The organism is Rhodococcus sp. 06-221-2, from assembly GCF_002258365.1.
Lineage (GTDB): Bacteria > Actinomycetota > Actinomycetes > Mycobacteriales > Mycobacteriaceae > Rhodococcoides > Rhodococcoides fascians.
Window position 1 is genome coordinate 336,471 of record NZ_NOYJ01000004.1, and the last position, 19,316, is coordinate 355,786.

A 19,316-nucleotide genomic window follows, 5' to 3' on the forward strand; every position below is an offset into this window, starting at 1 on the left:
GGGGCTACTTCTTCCCCGGCGCAGCCTTCTCGTCCTCGTCCTCGTCCTCGAGGCCGGCCTGTTCGTCGGTCAGTCCCTCGGGTGCGGGGATCTGATCCTCTAGCTCGTCCTGATCGGGCTCGTTCGATCGCTCGTCGATCTGTTCGGAGACGTAGCGAATCAGCACAGCAGCCACCGCCGCGGCGGGCACTGCGAGGAACGCGCCGATGATCCCGAACAGCGAGCTGCCTCCGGTGACGGCGAGCAGCACGATCGCTGGATGCAGATTCATGCTGCGGCTCTGCAGGATCGGCTGCAGCACGTTGCCTTCGAGCTGCTGCACCGCGAGGATGATCGCGAGCACGATCAACGCGGTCGTCAGACCGTTGGCCACCAATGCGACGAGCACAGCGAGAGCGCCCGCGACGAACGCACCGACGATGGGGATGAAGCCACCGAGGAACGTCAGGGTGGCGAGCACCAATGCCAGCGGGACACCGAGGATCACCAATCCGAGCCCGATGAAGAACGCGTCGATGAAGCTGACGATGGCCTGGGTTCGGATGAAACCGCCCAGCGTCACCCACATGCGGGAGAGGACTTCGCCGAGATGGCGTCCCGCGCGGCCGCCGGAGAATCCGTGCAGCCACGGCAGGAACTTCGGGCCGTCCTTGACGAAGAAGAACGACAGCACGAGCACCAGGGCAAGGGTCACGAGGATGGAACCGGCTGCCGAGACGCCGCTGAACACGCCGGTCGCGATGACGTCGCCGCTGTCTTGCAGCCGCGAGACGATGGCCGATACCGCATTGTCGATCTGGTCGTCGCCGATGTTGAGCGGAGGTCCCTTGAGCCAGTCCTGCACCTGACCGATGCCGCCCGACGCCTGATCGACCAACTCGGGAGCCTGCTCGGCCACCGACGGAATGATCAGAGTGATGACCCCGCCGATCACGACGAAGAACACCACGAGCGACACGGACGATGCCAGCGCAGGCGGAAAACCAAGGCGCATCATCAGTTTCGCAGGTGGCCACAGAACCGTGGCCACGATCACCGCGAGTAGAACCGGTAGCAGAATCACCCAGAGATGACCGATCAGCCAACCGAACACCCACGCGCCGGCCGCGATGGAGATCAGGATGAGCGACCATTTCGCCAGCCAGAGGCCACCGGTTCCGATGAGGTCCCCGCGATCTCGTCCGGACTTCGCGGGCTTCGCAGTACTGCCGGGAACTGCCGATTCGGTCACGGTGGGTCCTCACATTCGGCGGGTGGCGGTTCGTGAAGAACCTTAACGTCCCACTCCGACGCGGTGTCGGTCAGAGCGCCTCGTGGGCCAACAGCCACTTCTTCGTCGGCAGTCCCCAACGGAATCCGCCGAGTGCACCGCCGATCCGAACCACTCGGTGGCACGGTACGAACAGGGCGGCGGCATTGCGCGCGCACGCCGACGCGGCACCGCGAATCGCCGTCGGCCGTCCGGACAATTCCGCGAACGCGGAGTACGTCACCGGCGCTCCGGGTTCGACAGTGCGCAGCACGTCCCAGGCGTGCATCAGGAATTCGCCCGATCGCTGTGCGACGTCGATGTCGTCGATGCGGTCGACGTCGCCGCGGTGGTAGGAGTCGACAGCTGCGGTGACGGCACCGAGGTCGGTGGCCGAGCGGACGTCGGTGGGTCGCAACGTCGGATGGATCAACACTCGGAGTTCCTCGACGTCGGCGGTCCAGCCCGACGCCAGCACGCGCTGATCGGCGTCGACGATGGTGGTGAACGGACCGATAGGGGTGTCCTGCGTTGCGGAGGTGGCCATCATGCCTGCCTTCTTTCCAGTGCGGTGATCCACAGGTGCATCGAAACGTAGGAACGCCACGGTGCCCAGCGTTGGGAGTTCTTCAACGAAATGTCCAGAGCCTGCGCGCCTTGGCGGACAACGAGATCGGTGTCGAGCAGAACGTCGGGGTCGCCCAGCAGTCGCATGACGACATAGCGGGCCGTCCACGGCCCGATTCCTTTGAGCGCGAGCAGTTCTCGTTCCAGATCGGGACCCTCCCGCGCGGGGTGCAATGTCACCGTTCCCGACGCGATGGCGTCGGCGACGCGGATGACGGTCTGGACCCGAGCCGCCGGGCCGGTGAGGACCTCGTGGCCGCGTTCGGCGATGACGGCAGCGTCGGGGAACAGCCGTCCGACGCGTCCGTCGCCGAAATCCAGTGGTGCCCCGAGCGCGTCGACGAGCCTGGCGGTGTGGGTGGCCGCTGCCTTCAGCGAGATCTGTTGCCCGATGACGGTGCGCAGCAACATCTCCGCCCCGTCGACGACCCCGAGTGCCCTGATACCCGGATGGGCGTCGACGCTCGGCGCGAGCTGGGGGTCGGCGCGCAGGGCCTCGTCGACGGCAAGCGGATCGGCGTCGAGATCGAGCAGGTGTCGAATCCTGGCCACGGCGGGAGCGAGATCGCGCATGTCCTGCAGAGTCAGTGCGGCGCTGACGAATCCGTCCAGGATGCGCAGTGCCACTAGTCCGGCAGCGTGCGGGAGCTGCAGGGAACGCACGTATTCGCCGTCGTCGGAAAACGATTCGATGCCCTCGACCACATGGCCTCGGAGAAACCACTCGACCCAGCCGCGGTCCAGCGGCGCGCGGTACGGCAGTCGCAACGTGACGGTGCCACCCGCAGTAGGTACGGCCGAGCGGTGCGCTTCTCGCCGCAGGGTCGTCGGATCGACCGCGAAGACCTCTTTGACGGTGTCGTTGAACTGGCGGACGCTCGAGAAGCCGGCGGCGAAGGTGATGTCGGCCATCGACATGTCGGTGGTCTGGATCAACGTGCGGGCGGTATGCGCGCGATGGGCGCGAGCCAACGCGAGGGGGCCGGCACCCACTTCTGCCGTCAGAACGCGGGTCAATTGCCGGCTCGAGTAGCCGAGGGTGCTGGCGAGGCCGTCGACGCCCCCGCGCTCGACGGCTCCGTCGGAGATCAGCCGCATCGCACGAGAACTGAGATCCGAGTGGATGTTCCATCGTGGGGAACCAGGGGTGGCGTCGGGCTGGCAACGGCGGCAGGCGCGGTAGCCGGATTGTTGGGCCGCTGCTGCCGTGGCCAAAAACGAGACGTTGCCGGGCTTGGGGGTGCGCGCCGGGCAGGAAGGTCGACAGTAGATGCCAGTGGTGGAGACGGCGGTGAAGAACTGGCCGTCGAACCGTGCGTCACGCGAGGAGACCGCGCGATAACACCGATCGAAGTCCAGTTCTTGCACCTGCCGTTCGCTGCTCATGCTCCTACTGTGTCAGCGCGATCCCGCCAGTGCTAGCGGAAATCGGACGCGGCTGCGGTCGTGCGCGTTTTGCGTACCGGGAGGGGCGCAAAACGCGCACGAGGGCGAAGCCCTAACAGCATCGAGCCCCTGGGTTTCGGTCCGCCTCGGCGTGCCGGTCTTTCCAGTACTGCCGCACGGTCGGTGGCTCCTGGCCCGGGTGGTGCCGGGCCAGATGCGCGACGTAGCGGTCGTAATCGTGATCACCCATCACCGAGGTGATCCACCACCACAGCCCGCGCATCTAGTGCGCCGACCCGGGGCGTCGGACGGTGCCCGCATCGATCAGTTCGTCCCACTCGGCCTGGATCTGCTTCTCGGCGGGGGTGAGGACGAATCCGGCAGGACCGAAGATCTTCGATGGCACCTCCGGCTCCTCGTTGTCCGGCAGATCAGCTCCGCGAACGGCTCTGACGCACACGATGACTCCGGCGATGACGACGACCAGGACGAGTACCGCGAAGATGATCGAGAGGGTGCCCTGGATGAACGTGTTGCGAATGACCGCGTCGATGGCCTCGGGGGTCTTTGCGCTGCCGAAGCTGCTCAGGCCCTGCTCCTTTGCGTCACGGAACTGCGAATGCTGCGTCCAGTAACCGATGGCCGGGGTGGAGGAGAAGATCTTCTGGTACGAGGCCGTCATCGTGACGATGAGGTCCCAGGCGAGCGGAATGCCGGGGATCCAGGCCCATTTGTAGAGACCTCGTTTGACGACGATCACCATGACCACCGTCAGGGCGATGGCGGCGAGCAACTGATTGGCAATACCGAACAGCGGGAACAGGGTATTGATGCCGCCGAGCGGGTCGGTGACTCCCATGAGAAGGATTGCGCCCCAGGCTGCGACGACGATGAGCGAGCAGATCCATGCACCGGGACGCCACGACGGGTCCTTGAACTTCTTGGCCGAGGCTCCGGGCAGGTTGCCGATGCTGTCGGAGAGCATGAAGCGGGCGACGCGGGTGCCTGCATCGACCGTGGTGAGGATGAACAGTGCCTCGAACATGATCGCGAAGTGGTACCAGAACGATTTGAGCGATTCTCCGCCGAACACCTGATGCAGAACCTCGGACATACCGAACGCCAGCGTCGGAGCGCCGCCGGTACGGGAGATGATCGACTCCTCGCCCACATCGGCTGCGGCCTGGCTCAATTCGGCCGGGGTGATGTCGCCGCCGCTCAGCGGTAATCCGTTGACGTACTCCGCCGCGGTCTCGGGAGTACCGCCGGTCAGCGTCGCCGGTGCGTTCAGCGCGAAGTAGATGTGCTGATCGAGAACGCAGGCGGTGATGAGCGCCATGATGGCGACGAACGACTCGGTGAGCATGCCGCCGTAGCCGATCATGCGCATCTGCTTTTCCTTCTCGAGCAACTTCGGCGTGGTGCCGGAGGAGATCAGAGCGTGGAAACCCGAAAGCGCGCCGCAGGCGATGGTGATGAACAAGAACGGGAACAGCGATCCAGCGAATGCCGGTCCATTGCCCTCGGTGGCGAAGCTCGTCATGGCGGGCATCTGAATCTCGGGGCGCGCGATCAGAATGCCGACGGCCAGCAGCGCGATGGTGCCGACCTTCATGAATGTCGACAGGTAGTCGCGCGGGGCGAGCAGCAGCCACACCGGCAGGATGCAGGCGAGCAGACCGTAGCCGATGAGCAGCCAGGCGACCGTCACCTTGGAGAGGGTGAACCAGTCTGTGCCCCATTCGGTTTCGGCGACCCAGCCGCCGGCGACGATGGCGAGCAGAAGTAGGACGACACCGATGAGCGAGACCTCGGTGACGTTGCCCGGCCGCAGGTAGCGCAGGTACACACCCATGAACAGGGCGATGGGGATGGTCAGCGCGATGGAGAACACGCCCCACGGACTTTCGGCGAGCGCGTTGACGACGACGAGAGCAAGAACCGCGATCAGGATGATCATGATGACGAACACCGCGATCAGCGCGGCGGTTCCGCCGACTACTCCGAGTTCGTCACGGGCCATCTGGCCAAGGCTGCGGCCGTTGCGGCGCGTCGAGATCCACAGCACCAGGAAATCCTGGACGGCCCCGGCGAACACGACGCCGATGATGATCCACATGGTGCCGGGCAGGTAGCCCATCTGGGCAGCCAGAACCGGTCCGACGAGGGGGCCCGCTCCCGCGATTGCGGCGAAGTGATGGCCGAACAGCACCCGACGGTCCGTCGGCATGTAGTCCTTGCCGTTCTCCAAGATCTCGGCGGGCGTGGCTCGGTCGTCGCGAGGAAAGACGATCTTGCGTTCGATCAGTCTGGCGTAGAAGCGAAACGCGAAGATGTAGGTACACACCGCGGCGATGACGAACCAGACTGCGTTGGGATTCTCGCCGCGGACGATGGCGATGATCGTCCAGGCGACGCCGCCGAGCAGGCCGATAACAACGAGCATCAGACGCTTGATCGGCGTCATGGGATGGGAATCGACGACTCCGACAGGTGGTAGGTCGGGGTCTGTCTTCAGCAATTCGACGTGTGGATCGTCGGCCGCTTTCAGTGACATGTGTGGGGTCTCCATGGTCGCAGGTGTGACTGCGATCACCCTATGCGTGACGCACTTGCACGTCCTCGAATCGACACTTCGCGATGCGCCCGGCGGTCACTCGTGTGCGCCGAGTGGCGGCGGCCTGGAACCGGATGGTGCTGGGCTGCGTCGTACCGGGTGTCATCACTTCATTCATTCGGGGGGAACACCACATGTCGGGACCGTACGAGCAAACTCATCAGCAGAACTTTCCCGCGGCGCAGCCCTTCGCGCCGGTGCTGCCGGCGTCGAACGCAGGGTGGGCAGTGGTGGCAGTCATCTTCTTCTGGCCACTGGCCATCCCCGCGTTCAATCATGCGTTGAAAGTCCATCCACTGTGGTCGATGGGCGATGTCCAAGGCGCGCAATACTCGTCGCAGCGCGCGGCGTTCTTCGGCAAGCTGTCCCTCATCATCTTCGGCGTCTTCATCGTTCTCTACCTGGCGTTCATCGGCTTGGTCGTCTCGAACATGTGACGGATCGACGGCGGTGTGCTCACCCGCGGGTGACCGAAATACCGCCGTCGACGTAGAGCGTGGTTCCGTGCACCATTGCGGCATCGTCCGAGACCAGGAACAGCACACCGTCGGCGATGTTCTGCGGCGACAGCACTGTGCCTGCCGGGGTTCCGGCCGTCATGGCGTCGAGTACCTGGCGTGCATCCTCGTTGCCCGGAGTCAGAGTGGCTCCGGGCGCGAGGGCGTTCACTCGCACACCGCGGGGGCCGAACTCGGCGGCCCAACTGCGGGTGAGCTGCTCGTCGGCGGCTTTGGTGGCGGAGTACATGGCAGCGAAAGGACTGCCCATCGTGGCCATCCACGACCCGATGTTCACGATGACTCCGCTGCCGCGCTCGGCCATGGCCGGTGCGAGCTCACCGACCAGCACGTGCGGCGCTCGGACGTTGACGGCGAGCATGGCATCGAGCTGATCGTCGGGAAGATCGGCTGTCGCGGTGGCCGGATAGATACCGGCGTTGTTGACGAGAATGTCGACGCGGCCGCCGAGGGCGTCGGTAGTGCGGGCGGCGAACTCACGAAGCTCGTCGTAGCTGCCCGAGAGATCGACGTCGACGAATGCCGCTGTGCCGCCGGCTTCCGAGATGCGGGCCGCCAGGGCTTTGCCGCGCTCGGCGTCGCGGCCGCTGACGACCACCGATGCCCCGTGGGCGGCGAGGGTGAGCGCGATGGCAGCACCGATCCCACTGGTCGATCCGGTGACGACGGCGGTGCGTCCATGGAGTTGTGTGGAACTGGAAGATGTCATGACGCCATGTCTACGGTCGCGGAATCGGGCGGACCAGGCGTCGTTCGACCTAGGTCTGTCATGACCAGGTTGGCGATCGCTCGCGTGGCTACTGTGGATTTCGTGAACAACGACAGGTCGGCGCTGAGCGCATTTCTGCGTGATCGACGCGACCGCATCACTCCCGTCGAGGCGGGAGTACCGATCTATCCCGGTGCGCGACGGGTCCCGGGCCTGCGGCGCGAAGAGCTCGCAGCGCTGGCCGGAGTGAGCCCGGATTACTACAGCAAGCTCGAACAGGGTCGCCAGGCCAACGTCTCACCCGAGGTGCTGCGGGCAATTGCTCGGGCGTTGAAACTCGACCGGGTGGAGTCCGCGCATCTGCTCGATCTCGCATCTCCGGCTGTGCCGGTCGGCAGCGCCCCGGAGCGACCGGATCCGGGATTGCTGCAGGTGATGCGTGCGCTCGATCACGTGCCGGTGCTACTGCTCGGGCGCTCGGGAACCATCTTGGCCAGCAATGCGCTGGTTCGTGCGGTGTTGAGTCTGCAGTCGTCCGCCGGGGATTCGCTGTTCCACTATCTGTTTCGCAATCCCATCGCGCGGGAGCGAATCGTCAATTGGTCGCAGTTCGCGGCGGCCTCGGTTGCCGCGCTGCGCCGCGATCTTGCTCGAAGGCCAGGGGATTCGGAGTTGACCGCGCTGATCGACGAATTGCGTTCGTCCGAGCCGTGTTTCGAGCAATGGTGGAGCGATCACGAGGTCGCCGAATTCGCAGGTGCAACCAAGATCATCCAGCACCCGGCGGCGGGCACCCTGCAATTCGGAATCGAGTTTCTGACCTCGCCGAGCGCACAGGATCAAAGTCTGATCGTCTATACCGTCGAGGAAGAATCGAGCACCGCGAAAGTCATGCCGATCCTGGCGAGCTGGGACGCAAATTCGGCGATCACCTCTTGACCTGAACAACGCTTCAGGTTCTAGCGTCGCAGCCATGGACACATTGGGGCTCGGCTCAATCGGCATTTCCATCGACGTGTCATCGTCGTATCTCGATGAGGCACGCGCGTTGGAATCACTCGGATTCACCTCGTTCTTGCTGCCGGGCGGGCAGATCGATCGGCTCGGCAGGCTGTCCGATCTGGTCCACGCGACCGAGACCGCCACCGTCGTTCCGGGGATCGTGCCGGTCGATGTGTACTCACCTGCACAGACCGGAACACTGTTCGACGAGCTTTCGGACACCGGTCGATTCGTCCTCGGTCTCGGTGGGCCGCAGAGTGCTCGACCTCTCGCTGAGTTGCATAGATACCTTGACGAACTCGACGTACCAGCGGATCAGACGCTGCTCGCGGCGCTCGGGCCGAAGAAGTTGGAGATGGCTCGCGACCGCGCGGCCGGCGCGATCGGGTTGCTCGTGACGCCCGAGTGGACGTCGCAGGCGCGCGGTGCGCTCGGTGGGGCGACGTTGGTGGTCGACCAGTTCGTCGTGGTCGAGTCCGATCCGGATCGAGCACGCGCTGCAGCTCGGGAGCCGCTGAGCTTCCTCGCAACCGTTCCCGGCTATCGGCAGAACTTCCTCCGCATGGGGTTCACCGACGCGGATGTCGAGGATCTCAGCGACCGTCTGGTCGACGACCTGGTGGTGTGGGGGAGTGTCGACGACATCGCCGAGCGGGTGGCCGCTCACCACGCTGCCGGCGCGGATCACGTAGTTCTGGCACCACTCGGTGCATCGAGTATCGACGCTGGCCGGGCACTGTCCGAGCTGGCCGTGTCGTCAAAGTAGACTCCATAGACCGTGAGCCTCACCCTCGGAATCGTCGGACTGCCCAACGTCGGCAAGTCCACCCTCTTCAATGCACTGACCAACAACGATGTGCTGGCCGCGAACTATCCGTTCGCGACTATCGAGCCCAACGTCGGCGTGGTCGCGCTGCCGGATCCCCGGCTCGAGAAGCTGGCCGAGGTGTTCGGTTCGGAGAAGCTCGTGCCCGCGCTGGTGTCGTTCGTCGACATCGCCGGCATCGTCAAGGGTGCGTCGGAGGGCGCAGGCCTGGGCAACAAGTTCCTCGCCAACATCCGTGAGGCCGACGCCATCTGCCAGGTCGTGCGCGTCTTCGCCGACGACGACGTGGTGCACGTCGATGGTCGCGTCGACCCGACCGCGGATATCGAGGTCATCGAGACCGAACTCGCGATCGCCGATCTGCAGACTCTCGAGAAGGCGATCCCGCGCCTCGAGAAAGAGGTGCGGATCAAGAAGGATCGCAAGCCGGCGCTCGATGCGGCTCTGGCCGCGCAGGCTGTGCTGAACGACGGCAAGACGCTGTTCTCGGCGAAGGCCAAGCTCGACTTCGAGCTGCTTGGTGAATTCCAGCTGCTCACCACCAAGCCGTTCCTGTACGTGTTCAACGCCGACGAGTCGGTGCTGACCGACGACGCGAAGATCGGCGAGCTCGCCCGCCTCGTCGCGCCCGCCGACGCGGTGTTCCTCGACGCGAAGATCGAGTCGGAATTGCTCGAACTCGACAAGGAGTCGGCAGCCGAGCTGCTCGAATCCGTCGGTCAGACCGAGCCCGGTCTCGACGCGTTGGCCCGCGCCGGCTTCCACACTCTGGGCTTGCAGACCTACCTCACCGCAGGCCCGAAAGAGGCTCGCGCGTGGACAATTCACCAGGGCGACACCGCGCCCCAGGCCGCAGGCGTCATTCACACCGACTTCGAGCGCGGCTTCATCAAGGCCGAAATCGTGTCCTTCGACGACCTCGTCGCCGCAGGTTCGATGGCCTCGGCCAAGGCTGCTGGCAAGGTGCGCATCGAGGGCAAGGACTACGTCATGTCCGACGGCGACGTGGTGGAGTTCCGCTTCAACGTCTGACGGCCGTCGATCCGCAGATCGCCTACGGTCCGGGTGACCAATAGCCGCCACCGTTCGCGCCGTCGGAGACGCAGAACATGTCGAATCCGTCCGGCGAGACCGCAATCCCTCTCGCTGCGGGGTCGCATTCCGACCCTGGCTCCGCATTGCCGTCGATGATCGGTGCCGACTGCACCCAATGCGCGCGAGTCGACCCTGCATAGGTGCACTTCAGGAACGTGCCATCGGCGGAGGTTCCGTGATTGTCGACGCCCGGATCGCATGGTCCGTCCACCTCGGGCAGTGAGGCGGAGGGGGCCTCGGTCGCGTCCACAGTGGTCTCGACCGGAGTCGGTGGCTCCGTAGTGGGAGGAACCGTGAAGAGTGCGGTAGCCGGTAAGGAGTACGGAAAAATTGTCTCGACGGATGCTGGCGTGCTTTGGCGTGAGAGATCCGAAACCGTATACGACAGTAGCGACCGCGAGCAGTTCGATCACTCCGATTGCCAAGCCCGCGATGGCAATTCCACGAACGGAAAGTCATTTGGTGCGAACGCTACAGACATCGGTGTCGGCCAGGTGGCAGTTGTCGTCTGCGCGCACGATCGACCGTCGGCTACGCTCCGAAGCAGTCGAACAGGAGGACATGGATGGGCCTGGAATACCTCGAGTCGTTGGTGCATCGAACCGCCACAGCGGGGGAGCCTTTCGAGCGTGGAGCCGACGAATCGGAACTCGGATACCTATCGGCACTGGCCGCAAGGCCAGGCACGAAGTCGATCTGCGAGGTCGGGTTCAATGCGGGCTTCTCGAGTTGGGCGTTCCTCGAGGCTTCTCCCGACGTGACCGTCGTATCCTTCGATCTGGCCGCATACGCGTACAGCGATGCCGCGAAAGCCCATGTCGACGAACACTTCCCGGGCCGACACACCCTGATCCAGGGAGATTCGCACACCACCATCAAGGCTTATGCCGAGCAACACCCGGACGCGCGCTTCGATGTCATCTTCATCGACGGTGACCATTCTGTGGAAGGTGCCCGCGCAGACCTCGACGATCTTCGTGCGCTCGCCACCCCGGAATCGGTTGTCATCATGGACGACATCACGCCGTGGCTCTGGTTCGGCGAAGGTCCGACGCAGGCCTGGCAAGAGGCAGTCGACGCGGGTCGGATCCTGCACACCAACTACTTTCGCGACGGCGAACCCGTCGACGCGGTGACTCCTCCCGCCGCGCGTGCCTGGGCCGAGGGCCGTTACCCCTTCTGAAAACGGACGGGGTGTCGACCAGCGTTCATCGTCGACTGTCGGACACGGCCTGCCGAACCATGTCGGCGGCGGCGTCGGGTGTCGCTGCGAACTGAACGTTGTCGAACCGGTGCAGGTAGGCGTCGTAGATGCCGGATACCTTCCTGTTCGCGTTGTCCATCGCCACGACGCGCTTGCCCATCATCGCGGCCAATACGGCCGCATGCAGCCTATCGGTGAGCACGACGGGCGCCAGATTCAGAATGCGCTGCGCCACACGGAGGTTGAGCTTCGCTGTCTGCTCGTACGAGCGAACGAGAGCGGGGTACAGCAGGCGATTCGCTTTGGGGAAGTTGTATGCGATTCGGGTCGGCAGCGTCACCACCGTCGAGATCGCCAGATCCCTTCCGTGCAGACCCCAGTCGTACTGGACGGACGACGCGTCGACGTTCACCGAAGCATGACCGAGGCTTTCGGAATCGTCGCGCACGAGTTTCACGACGTCCACTGCAGAGCCTTCGGCGCTGTGTGCGATCTCGGCACCGAAAGCCATGTCCGGACAGTATTCGACGCGGTTGTTCGGGAAATGGGCGAGCGCCAGCTCGTACGAACGCTGTTCACGCAGCATGAGGGTGAGGTCCGGGTGCTGTGCGTAGAGGGCCGCGGTCCTGTGCATGGCGTCGGCATCGGAGTAGTCGATGCTTTGGGGCAGGCACACGATCTTGTTGCGAGGAAACCGCGCAACGATTGCTTCACGAAATTTCTGGTCCATCGGCCAGCGGTCACCGAAATTTCCTCCGCCCTGCAGAAACAGGGTCCCATCACCGACTCGTTGTTCGAGCAGATCGTGGTTGTGGGTGAACGGATCGGACACGTAGTCGACGTGCACGTCCAACCGCTTCAGGTACTCGACCTCACCGGCGTAGATGAGCGAGTCACCGGCATTGAAGTGATTCGGAAAGTCCAAGTGAGCCACCCGATCTCCGGGTTTGGCATGCTGCCGCAGGACGGCCATGGTCTCTTCGCGTATCGCGTCGACTATCTCGTATGTCATCGGGGACTCCGTCGCAGGCCGCGGCCGAGCGCGGCCACCCGAATTCGGAGTGCGCCGTAGTGGATTCCGATGTAGTGGGCCCACAGACCGCTGGGCATCGGTCGTAGTACCTTCGGCAACCACGGATTGCGAATTGTCGCGAGATACAAGATCGCCGCAGTGTGCGCGGGAATCCGGGCAAGTGACGACGGATGAGGGCAGCCCGCAGCACGGTGCTTGGTCGACAGTTGGTACGACGTGCGTCCGTACGCGCGGCCTTGCAAGAACGATCGACGAACCGTAGTTCTGATGCGGTAGGCGACCGACGCATCCGCGGCATGTCCGAGAGTGAATCCTGCTTGCTGAAGCCTCCACGAGTAGTCGACGTCTTCGGCACCGCCCACGAGGTCTTCGTCGAAGCCTCCGACCTCGTCGAAGACGCGCCTCCACAGCGCGAAATTGCTTCCCGGGGCATACGGCAGGTAGGCGGTGGGAAACAGGGTGCCGTTCGGCGGGTTGTCTCGCCACGCCGTCACCTCGGGCGGATTGAGGGAATCGTGTTCGATTGCGCCGCCCACGGCGTCGTAGCTGTCGAGTGCGCGCACCATGGAAGTCAGCCACGTCGGAGAAGCGACGTCGTCGTGGTCGACGAAGGCGATGATGTCGCCCCGCGCGGCTTCCACGCCAAGGTTGCGGGCGTAGGAGACGCCACGCTTGGCGGAGGCGTCGACGATACGCATCGTCAGAGGTAGAGACAATTCTTCGAGATGTGAGCGGAGGCCGTCGGTCGATCCGTTGTCGCTGACGATGAGCTCGACATCGCCTGTGTAGTCCTGCGCAGCAAGCGCTTGGAGCTGCTCGTTCAGTTCGGGCAAACCGTTGTACACGGGGAGGACGATAGAAACCAGACTGATAGGCACGTTGTGACCCTACAACGAAATCCGGGTGGTGTTTGGTTAGGCATCCCAACCGTAGGAGTGGGGATCACACAACTCGAAGGGTTGTGTGGCACCGCCATTTACACACACAGTTCGACTGTCACCTCGGACCGATGTGGCTATGACTTTCCGCGCAGTCTCTTCTCCAACGGCGTCGGAAACGACGGGACCACCGCGGTACCGTCGAGCAGGGCGGTGATCCGACCGGCCTCTGCTGCAACCTCTTTCGATACCGCAGACCCGACGTCCTCGAGTAATTCCGTGACCACCGAACCGGTGGAATCCACGGCCCATCCGCCGACGATGCGTCCCTCCCACCAGATGGTCGGACCGATGTTTCCGAAGGTATCGAACAGTGGGGCCTTGTGTTCGCCGAGATACCAGTGTCGGTGCTTCCACCCCATTGGAGTGGGGTCCAGGGCTGGAAGCAGTATCGCCCGAGGTGGGGAATCCTGGAACACTGTGTCGGTCAACATGATTCCGTCACCCTCGGCCAGTTCGACGGCCACGGTGTCGAGTTCGGCGACCGCCCCACGGGTCTGCGTCTTGTTCCATCCCGTCCACCATTGCAGGTCGTCCAAGGTCGCCGGTCCGAACACGTCGAGCCAGCGTCGGGCCACGTCGGCTCGGGCGGAAGTCTCGTCCAACTCGGGAATCCCGTTGGGCCACCACTGATCGATCGGTGCCCAGGCATGTCGGCGCGACGTCCACGCGCCGCGCGGCTCGACCCGCACCAGCTTTCCCTCCGCAGCCATCATTACCAACACTTCGGAGGTCACATAGCGTTTGACGTCGTACACCTTGTCCGTGGTCGGCAGCAGAGCGGTCTTCAGTCCAGGGACTGCTGCGGACAGCTCCGCCCCGGTCGCCGTACCCATCGAGCGTAAAACGGCATCGGTCTCGGCTTCGGTTGCCGCCAGCCAGGATTCGACGTCGTCGATCACCGGTTCGGTAGGCAGCGTCGACACCTGCTTGATCAACCGGGTTCGCATCGTGCGGGCAACCCCGAGGCTGGCGGCAGCGTGGATCATCGGAACGTCGTCGTGCGCGACGACGAACATCGTGCGACGCATCGCCATCAAGCGAACCAAGCTACGGCGTTCGTACATCGCGTCACGAACGTCCGACAGTCCCAGCGAGCGGGCGCGCGCAAGCACGGAGAGATACACGGTCGCGGGATCGGTGGCATGCAGCGCGAGCAACGATGACACCACGGATTCCGCACTCGGGGCGTCGGACAAGTGCTGCGCGACGAGCCGCTGTCGCCGCTGGACGTCGGTGATCTTCACGGGCTCAGTGTGACTGCTCGCGTGGCGCGGGACCGACGAAACCGGTGAGAAGCGCGTCGGCGATATCGGTCATTCCGTGCGCGCGGGCATCGTCGGCGGCACCGACGTGGTCGTACTCGACGCGCTCGAACGACACCGTCCAGCTGCCTGTGCCGTGATCGTCCAGCACTGCGTATCGGGCGTGTGGAGACCCCGATTCCATGACGTGGGGGTAGGGCTGATCGTCGTCGTACGCGGGCGCGCCGACGCTGCCCGGATTCACGACGAGCGTGCCGCTGGGGAGTGTCCACTGGCGCTGCAGATGGGTGTGGCCGCAGGCGATGACAGATCGGTCCGTGAAACCTGCTGCCCTTTCGATGATTTCGACCTCGGTTGCCTCGCGAGAGCCGTGAGGGTCCACCGAGTGCAGGAAGTACTGCTGATCATCGGTGGGTGTTCCGTGTACTGCGAGGATTCCGTTACCCAGCTCCAGCGAGAACGGGAGCGAACCCAGCCAACGTCGATGCTCGTCGTCGAGTCGATCGTGGGCATGCCGATCCCAACTGCCCATGGAATCGGGCTCCTGCTCGAGGAGGTAGCGATCGTGATTGCCGGCGATGGTGGGGAAACCCAGTGCCATCAATCGATCCGCAGTTCGGCGCGGATGCAGTCCGCCGGAGAGCAGATCGCCGAGGTTCACCACGGAGTCGACGCATTGCCGTTCGATGTCTTCGAGGACGGCGTCGAGCGCCGCGATGTTGCCGTGAATATCGGCAATGAGAGCTACTCGCACAAGCACAGGATCGCAGCGTGGGCATTCGACTGCAACACGGCAACCCTCGTCGAGCGTTGGAGACTTCGCCCTCGGATCTCCGTCTTCGATGGGTGATTTCTCCATAGACCCTTGCCTGATGGGTCCCTAGTGTGGTCCAAGTCACTTCCGTTCGATGGAAAGCCGAGCCCATGCCTGCAGTCACGACGAAGCCCGAGATCGAAACCAGGGTGGTCAAGAAGGTCGCTCGACGCATCATTCCGTTCCTCGGGGTGGCCTACTTCGTCAACTATCTCGATCGCACCAACATCGGGCTGGCCAAGCTCACGATGAGCGACGAGCTGGGGCTCACCGAGACAATGTTCGGATTGGCGTCCGGGCTGTTCTTCATCGGCTATTTGCTGTTCGAGGTGCCGAGCAACCTGGCCCTGCACAAGTTCGGCGCGCGCCGCTGGATTGCACGCATCATGGTCTCGTGGGGAATCGTGGCCGCCGCCATGGCATTCGTACCCACAGCGGGCTGGCTGTACGGACTCCGCATCGTTCTCGGCATCGCCGAAGCGGGCTTCTTCCCCGGTGTCCTGCTGTACATGACGATGTGGTTCCCGCGGGCCTCTCGAGTTCGGCTGATGGCCCTGTTCATGTTGGCTCTGCCGGTCTCCTCGGCGCTGGGTGCGCCTCTGTCGAGCGCGATCATTCAGTACTGGGACGGACTGTTCGGACTCTCCGGTTGGCGCGTGATGTTCTTGTTCGAGGGCCTCCCGGCAATCGTTCTCGGTGTGATCACCTGGTTCTACCTGACCGATCGGCCGTCGCAGGCCACATGGCTGGAAGACGACGAGAAGAGTTGGCTGACAGCGGAATTGGAGTCCGAGGGCTCGTCGAAGAGCGCTCACGTCACCGGCTCGGTCAAACGAGCTCTCACCGACGCACGGGTATGGATGCTCGGGCTGGTGTACTTCGGGATCACCTACGGCCTGTATTCGCTCAGCTTTTTCCTGCCCAGCATCGTCGCCGGTTTCAAGAAGACGTTCGACACCGACTTCTCTCTCGTGACAACCGGGCTGATCGTCGCGGTTCCGTTCGCGGTCGGTGCCCTTGCCATGGTGCTGTGGAGCAGGCATTCGGACCGTACCGGCGAGCGCACCTGGCATGTCGCGATCCCCACATTGATCGGTGCGGTCTCCATCCTCGTTGCGCTGTACATGGATTCGCCGTTCACCACGATGATCGCGGTGACGGTCAACGCAGTCGGAGTGTTCTGCGCGTTGCCGGTGTTCTGGTACCTGCCCAGTGCATTCCTAACCGGGGCAGGCGCGGCCGCGGGCATCGCGATCATCAATTCGGTGGGCAACCTGTCCGGCTTCGGCGCGCCGTACGTGACGGGCTGGCTACTCGACGCAACCGGGAACGCGAAGGCCGGTTTGTGGGTCGTCGGCGGGGTCATGATGTTGGCCGTCGGGTTGGTATTGGCGCTGCACCGTCGCACGGTGGACCACAGCACGAGCAGTGATGCGGGAGCGCCGGTCTCGCACTGACGACCGAGTGGATGTGTAGATCTGGGCATCCATGCGCGACAACGAGTCGTGGACGGGTCAGGAGCTGGGGGTTCATGGCGTGCACATGGCTCGGGGGAGCACGGTGCTTTCCGACGGATCAGTTGTCCTGCAAGGATGGCGCAATGACCGGTCAGCGACGTAAGGCCGCGTTCGCGGCGGGGGTAGTGGGTTTGCTGGTGGGGGTAGCGATTGCGATCCTGTGGCACACCTTAGTGGCACCGCGATTCGATTCCGAACGGTTGGCCGCTTCCTCCGAATCCTCGGTGGCAGTCGTGATGGGATATCTGGTCGAGTATTTCGAGCCGGCACCAACGTGGATTCCTACTGTGATCGTGTTCCCGGCGTTCTCGGCCATGGCGTTCTGCCTGCTCGGGTTTGTCTGCGCACGCAGTGTTGTACAACCCCGAGTTTCTATCGGTCTGGTTGGACTTGTCGGCATGATGACCGGCGGTCTGCTCGGCCTCTGCGCGGCTGCCTGGGCACATATTTCGCCGCCTACCTATTACGTACTCACCGATACGCGACCATTTCGTGTCGAGCTCAGCAGTCAGGGGTATTTGTGGTTCATTCTGCCGCTGTGTGGTGGGCTCGTCGGCTTCTTTGTGTCTGTATCGGCTGCAGCGCTTCTCAGGAAGAGGTCCAAAACCGGGACGGATGTCGGATAAGGGGTTTAGTCCCTCGACCGTTTGTGAACGGGTCTCTTTCGACTATGTGAACATTGGTATGCGGGCCCCTGGCGTACTGCTACGCGGCTTGCGAGACTGCGCGGACAGGAACCGACCGGGGAGAGGGTGCTGGACAGCATGTCGATTGCTTTGTGTGCCATCACGTTCGCTGTACTGCTTCACGTCGTGGCAGCTCGGATCGCAGCTCGTCAGAACGACGGCCGTAGGTTGCCTACTGTGAACGGCTCGTATCCGGTCAGACCTGCCCAGCGTGCCCGACGTGTCCAGGCTGCTGGATGGATACTGAGTATCGTCGGTGCGCTACGGATCGGCAATCATTTCTGGCTGACCGAGCCGTGGCTGGCGACAAGCCTCGTGGTGGCCGTTCTCTTGTTGGTCAACGGCCTGCCGAGTCTGCTGGTGACCGCGCTGCACAACGGCAATCTGCGCACTCAACCGTAGGATCTCAGCGCTTTCCGGACGCGAATACCTTGCCCGGGTTCAGGATTCCGTGCGGATCGAGTGCTTTTTTCACTGCGCGGTGCATGTCCAGCACAACTGGGTCCAGCTCCTGTGCCAGTCCGTCCATCTTGAGCAGTCCCACGCCGTGTTCGCCGGTGACAGTGCCTCCGAGTTCCAGTGCAGCGTCGATGATCTCGGCGAAGGCGGCCTGCGCGCGCTCGCGCGCCGGGATGTCGTCGTGCGGGGTGATGAGCAACGGATGCAGGTTTCCGTCGCCCGCATGGGCGATGTTGGCGATCGTCGTCTCGTATCGCAGGCCGATCTGTTCGATACGCGACAGCATGTCGGGCACATGCTTCTTCGGCACACAGACGTCCTCGGTCAATACCGGTCCGAGTCGCTCCATCGCGGGATACGCCAACCGCCGAGCAGAGAACAGGGCGTCGGCCTCCTCCTGATCGGTCGATACCGCAGACCAGGTGGCTCCGGCCTCGTCGAAGCACGTCAGCATCTTCTCGGCCTGCTGGTCTCCGATGAGCCCTGGATCGTCGATCCGACCGAGCAACACCACATTGGCCTCGACCGACAGGCCCATGTTCTTCCAGGCGTCGACGGCGATGAGGCACTGCTTGTCGATCAGCTCGAGCGCGGACGGCGTCAATCCGGCGGCGGCCACTGCGGCCACGGCACGTCCGGCATCGACGATGCTATCGAAGTAGCCGGCGACGGTGCGTTGTGGATCCTGCAGCGGGCGCAACTTGACCGTGATCTCGGTGATGATTCCGAGAGTTCCTTCGGATCCGACCATCAGACCCGCAAGATCGTATCCAGCAACGCCTTTCGCGGTCTTACGCCCGAGTCGTACCAATTCTCCGGTACCGGTGACGATCTGCATTCCCATGACGTAGTCGCGGGTGACGCCGTACTTGACGCAGCACAGCCCACCGGCGTTGGTGGCCACGTTGCCGCCGATCGTCGACCACGGCGCACTGGCTGGATCCGGCGGATACCACAGGCCCTGCTCTGCGACGGCTGCTCTGAGGTGATCGTTGACGACTCCGGGTTCGACGACGGCATAACGCTCGAGTGCGTCGATCTCCTTGATGGTGTCCATCCCGTCGAGTGCAAGCACGACGCAGCCTTCGGTGGCGTTGGCTCCGCCGGACAAACCGGTGCCCGCCCCGCGAGTGACGATCGGCGTTCCGTGGGCGAGACAGGCTCGAACGACGGTCTGCACCTCCTCGGCGGTCCGGGGCCGCACGACGGCAACGGGCAGCGAATACGGGGCCCACTCCGCCTCGTCGTGCTGGTAGGAGGCGATGACGTCCGGGTCGACCACGATGCGATCGGTGGGCAAGGCCTCGGACAGTTGTTCGACGAGCGTCATGTTCTCGACTCTAGCTGTGAGCTGGGTCTCGGCCAATGTAG

At 63.8% G+C, this 19,316-nt stretch carries 20 protein-coding genes; 8 read left to right on the forward strand and 12 right to left on the reverse strand.

Translation table 11 applies throughout. The features are described 5' to 3' along the window. Positions 1 to 4: 4 nt before the first annotated feature. From CH281_RS02695 to CH281_RS02715, 5 genes are all read right to left on the reverse strand, one after another. Positions 5 to 1,231 carry an AI-2E family transporter gene (locus CH281_RS02695; protein WP_027498126.1) on the reverse strand — a complete coding sequence of 409 codons (1,227 nt, stop codon included), beginning with the start codon at positions 1,229 to 1,231 and terminating at the stop codon, positions 5 to 7. Positions 1,232 to 1,301: 70 nt separating this feature from the next. Beyond that, positions 1,302 to 1,796 (reverse strand): methylated-DNA--[protein]-cysteine S-methyltransferase, encoded by a 495-nt coding sequence (locus tag CH281_RS02700; RefSeq protein WP_174557298.1) that lies wholly within the window; start codon positions 1,794 to 1,796, stop codon positions 1,302 to 1,304. Beyond that, complete coding sequence (locus tag CH281_RS02705) at positions 1,796 to 3,262, reverse strand: AlkA N-terminal domain-containing protein (RefSeq protein WP_027498124.1); 1,467 nt, start codon at positions 3,260 to 3,262, stop codon at positions 1,796 to 1,798. Before CH281_RS02705 ends, CH281_RS02700 begins: the two co-directional genes overlap by 1 nt. Positions 3,263 to 3,374: 112 nt before the next feature. Further along, positions 3,375 to 3,545, reverse strand: coding sequence for a YbdD/YjiX family protein (locus tag CH281_RS02710; protein WP_072692145.1), 171 nt, complete (start codon positions 3,543 to 3,545; stop codon positions 3,375 to 3,377). After that, positions 3,546 to 5,819 (reverse strand): carbon starvation CstA family protein, encoded by a 2,274-nt coding sequence (locus CH281_RS02715; RefSeq protein ID WP_094622906.1) that lies wholly within the window; start codon positions 5,817 to 5,819, stop codon positions 3,546 to 3,548. It lies immediately after the preceding gene. Positions 5,820 to 6,013: 194 nt separating this feature from the next. Between CH281_RS02715 and CH281_RS02720 the strand changes: the two genes are divergently transcribed. Continuing rightward, positions 6,014 to 6,316 carry a CD225/dispanin family protein gene (locus CH281_RS02720; protein WP_158514267.1) on the forward strand — a complete coding sequence of 101 codons (303 nt, stop codon included), beginning with the start codon at positions 6,014 to 6,016 and terminating at the stop codon, positions 6,314 to 6,316. A gap of 19 nt (positions 6,317 to 6,335) precedes the next feature. Here the strand turns inward: CH281_RS02720 and CH281_RS02725 are convergent, their stop codons facing one another. After that, positions 6,336 to 7,106 carry an SDR family NAD(P)-dependent oxidoreductase gene (locus CH281_RS02725; protein WP_094692783.1) on the reverse strand — a complete coding sequence of 257 codons (771 nt, stop codon included), beginning with the start codon at positions 7,104 to 7,106 and terminating at the stop codon, positions 6,336 to 6,338. 102 nt (positions 7,107 to 7,208) lie between these two features. Between CH281_RS02725 and CH281_RS02730 the strand changes: the two genes are divergently transcribed. Genes CH281_RS02730 through ychF form a run of 3 tightly spaced genes read left to right on the forward strand, consistent with a single transcriptional unit; the run spans position 7,209 to position 9,966 of the window. Then, positions 7,209 to 8,045: a helix-turn-helix transcriptional regulator gene (locus CH281_RS02730; protein WP_032365480.1), complete on the forward strand. Its 837-nt coding sequence runs from the start codon at positions 7,209 to 7,211 to the stop codon at positions 8,043 to 8,045. 34 nt (positions 8,046 to 8,079) lie between these two features. After that, positions 8,080 to 8,874 (forward strand): TIGR03620 family F420-dependent LLM class oxidoreductase, encoded by a 795-nt coding sequence (locus tag CH281_RS02735; RefSeq protein ID WP_032365336.1) that lies wholly within the window; start codon positions 8,080 to 8,082, stop codon positions 8,872 to 8,874. 12 nt (positions 8,875 to 8,886) lie between these two features. Next, complete coding sequence (gene ychF, locus CH281_RS02740; RefSeq protein WP_027498119.1) at positions 8,887 to 9,966, forward strand: redox-regulated ATPase YchF; 1,080 nt, start codon at positions 8,887 to 8,889, stop codon at positions 9,964 to 9,966. Between the two features lie 22 nt (positions 9,967 to 9,988). Here ychF and CH281_RS02745 read toward each other — a convergent pair whose 3' ends face one another. After that, positions 9,989 to 10,279: a hypothetical protein gene (locus CH281_RS02745; RefSeq protein WP_052073673.1), complete on the reverse strand. Its 291-nt coding sequence runs from the start codon at positions 10,277 to 10,279 to the stop codon at positions 9,989 to 9,991. A 315-nt stretch (positions 10,280 to 10,594) separates the two neighbouring features. Here CH281_RS02745 and CH281_RS02750 point away from each other — a divergent pair, with 315 nt between their 5' ends. Then, the gene (locus tag CH281_RS02750; RefSeq protein WP_027498114.1) at positions 10,595 to 11,212 is read left to right on the forward strand and encodes an O-methyltransferase; all 618 of its coding nucleotides are present in this window, start codon (positions 10,595 to 10,597) and stop codon (positions 11,210 to 11,212) included. A gap of 25 nt (positions 11,213 to 11,237) precedes the next feature. Here the strand turns inward: CH281_RS02750 and CH281_RS02755 are convergent, their stop codons facing one another. The 4 genes from CH281_RS02755 to CH281_RS02770 all read right to left on the reverse strand — a co-directional run bounded on the left by CH281_RS02755 (position 11,238) and on the right by CH281_RS02770 (position 15,223). Then, positions 11,238 to 12,245, reverse strand: coding sequence for a polysaccharide pyruvyl transferase family protein (locus tag CH281_RS02755; protein WP_057472816.1), 1,008 nt, complete (start codon positions 12,243 to 12,245; stop codon positions 11,238 to 11,240). Beyond that, positions 12,242 to 13,144, reverse strand: a complete 903-nt coding sequence (locus CH281_RS02760; protein WP_094692785.1) for a glycosyltransferase family 2 protein — start codon at positions 13,142 to 13,144, stop codon at positions 12,242 to 12,244. Before CH281_RS02760 ends, CH281_RS02755 begins: the two co-directional genes overlap by 4 nt. A gap of 137 nt (positions 13,145 to 13,281) precedes the next feature. After that, positions 13,282 to 14,451: a winged helix DNA-binding domain-containing protein gene (locus CH281_RS02765; RefSeq protein WP_094692787.1), complete on the reverse strand. Its 1,170-nt coding sequence runs from the start codon at positions 14,449 to 14,451 to the stop codon at positions 13,282 to 13,284. 4 nt (positions 14,452 to 14,455) lie between these two features. After that, positions 14,456 to 15,223, reverse strand: coding sequence for a metallophosphoesterase family protein (locus CH281_RS02770; RefSeq protein WP_094692789.1), 768 nt, complete (start codon positions 15,221 to 15,223; stop codon positions 14,456 to 14,458). A gap of 170 nt (positions 15,224 to 15,393) precedes the next feature. Between CH281_RS02770 and CH281_RS02775 the strand changes: the two genes are divergently transcribed. The 3 genes from CH281_RS02775 (at position 15,394) to CH281_RS02785 (ending at position 17,888) form a co-directional block, all read left to right on the forward strand. Next, positions 15,394 to 16,740 carry an MFS transporter gene (locus tag CH281_RS02775; protein WP_094692791.1) on the forward strand — a complete coding sequence of 449 codons (1,347 nt, stop codon included), beginning with the start codon at positions 15,394 to 15,396 and terminating at the stop codon, positions 16,738 to 16,740. Positions 16,741 to 16,883: 143 nt separating this feature from the next. Then, the gene (locus CH281_RS02780; protein WP_032386283.1) at positions 16,884 to 17,426 is read left to right on the forward strand and encodes a hypothetical protein; all 543 of its coding nucleotides are present in this window, start codon (positions 16,884 to 16,886) and stop codon (positions 17,424 to 17,426) included. A 138-nt stretch (positions 17,427 to 17,564) separates the two neighbouring features. Next, complete coding sequence (locus CH281_RS02785; RefSeq protein ID WP_032386699.1) at positions 17,565 to 17,888, forward strand: hypothetical protein; 324 nt, start codon at positions 17,565 to 17,567, stop codon at positions 17,886 to 17,888. Positions 17,889 to 17,892: 4 nt separating this feature from the next. Here the strand turns inward: CH281_RS02785 and CH281_RS02790 are convergent, their stop codons facing one another. After that, a complete protein-coding gene (locus tag CH281_RS02790; protein WP_094692793.1) occupies positions 17,893 to 19,275 on the reverse strand; it encodes an FAD-binding oxidoreductase in 1,383 nt (460 codons plus the stop codon). Between the last annotated feature and the right edge of the window lie 41 nt (positions 19,276 to 19,316).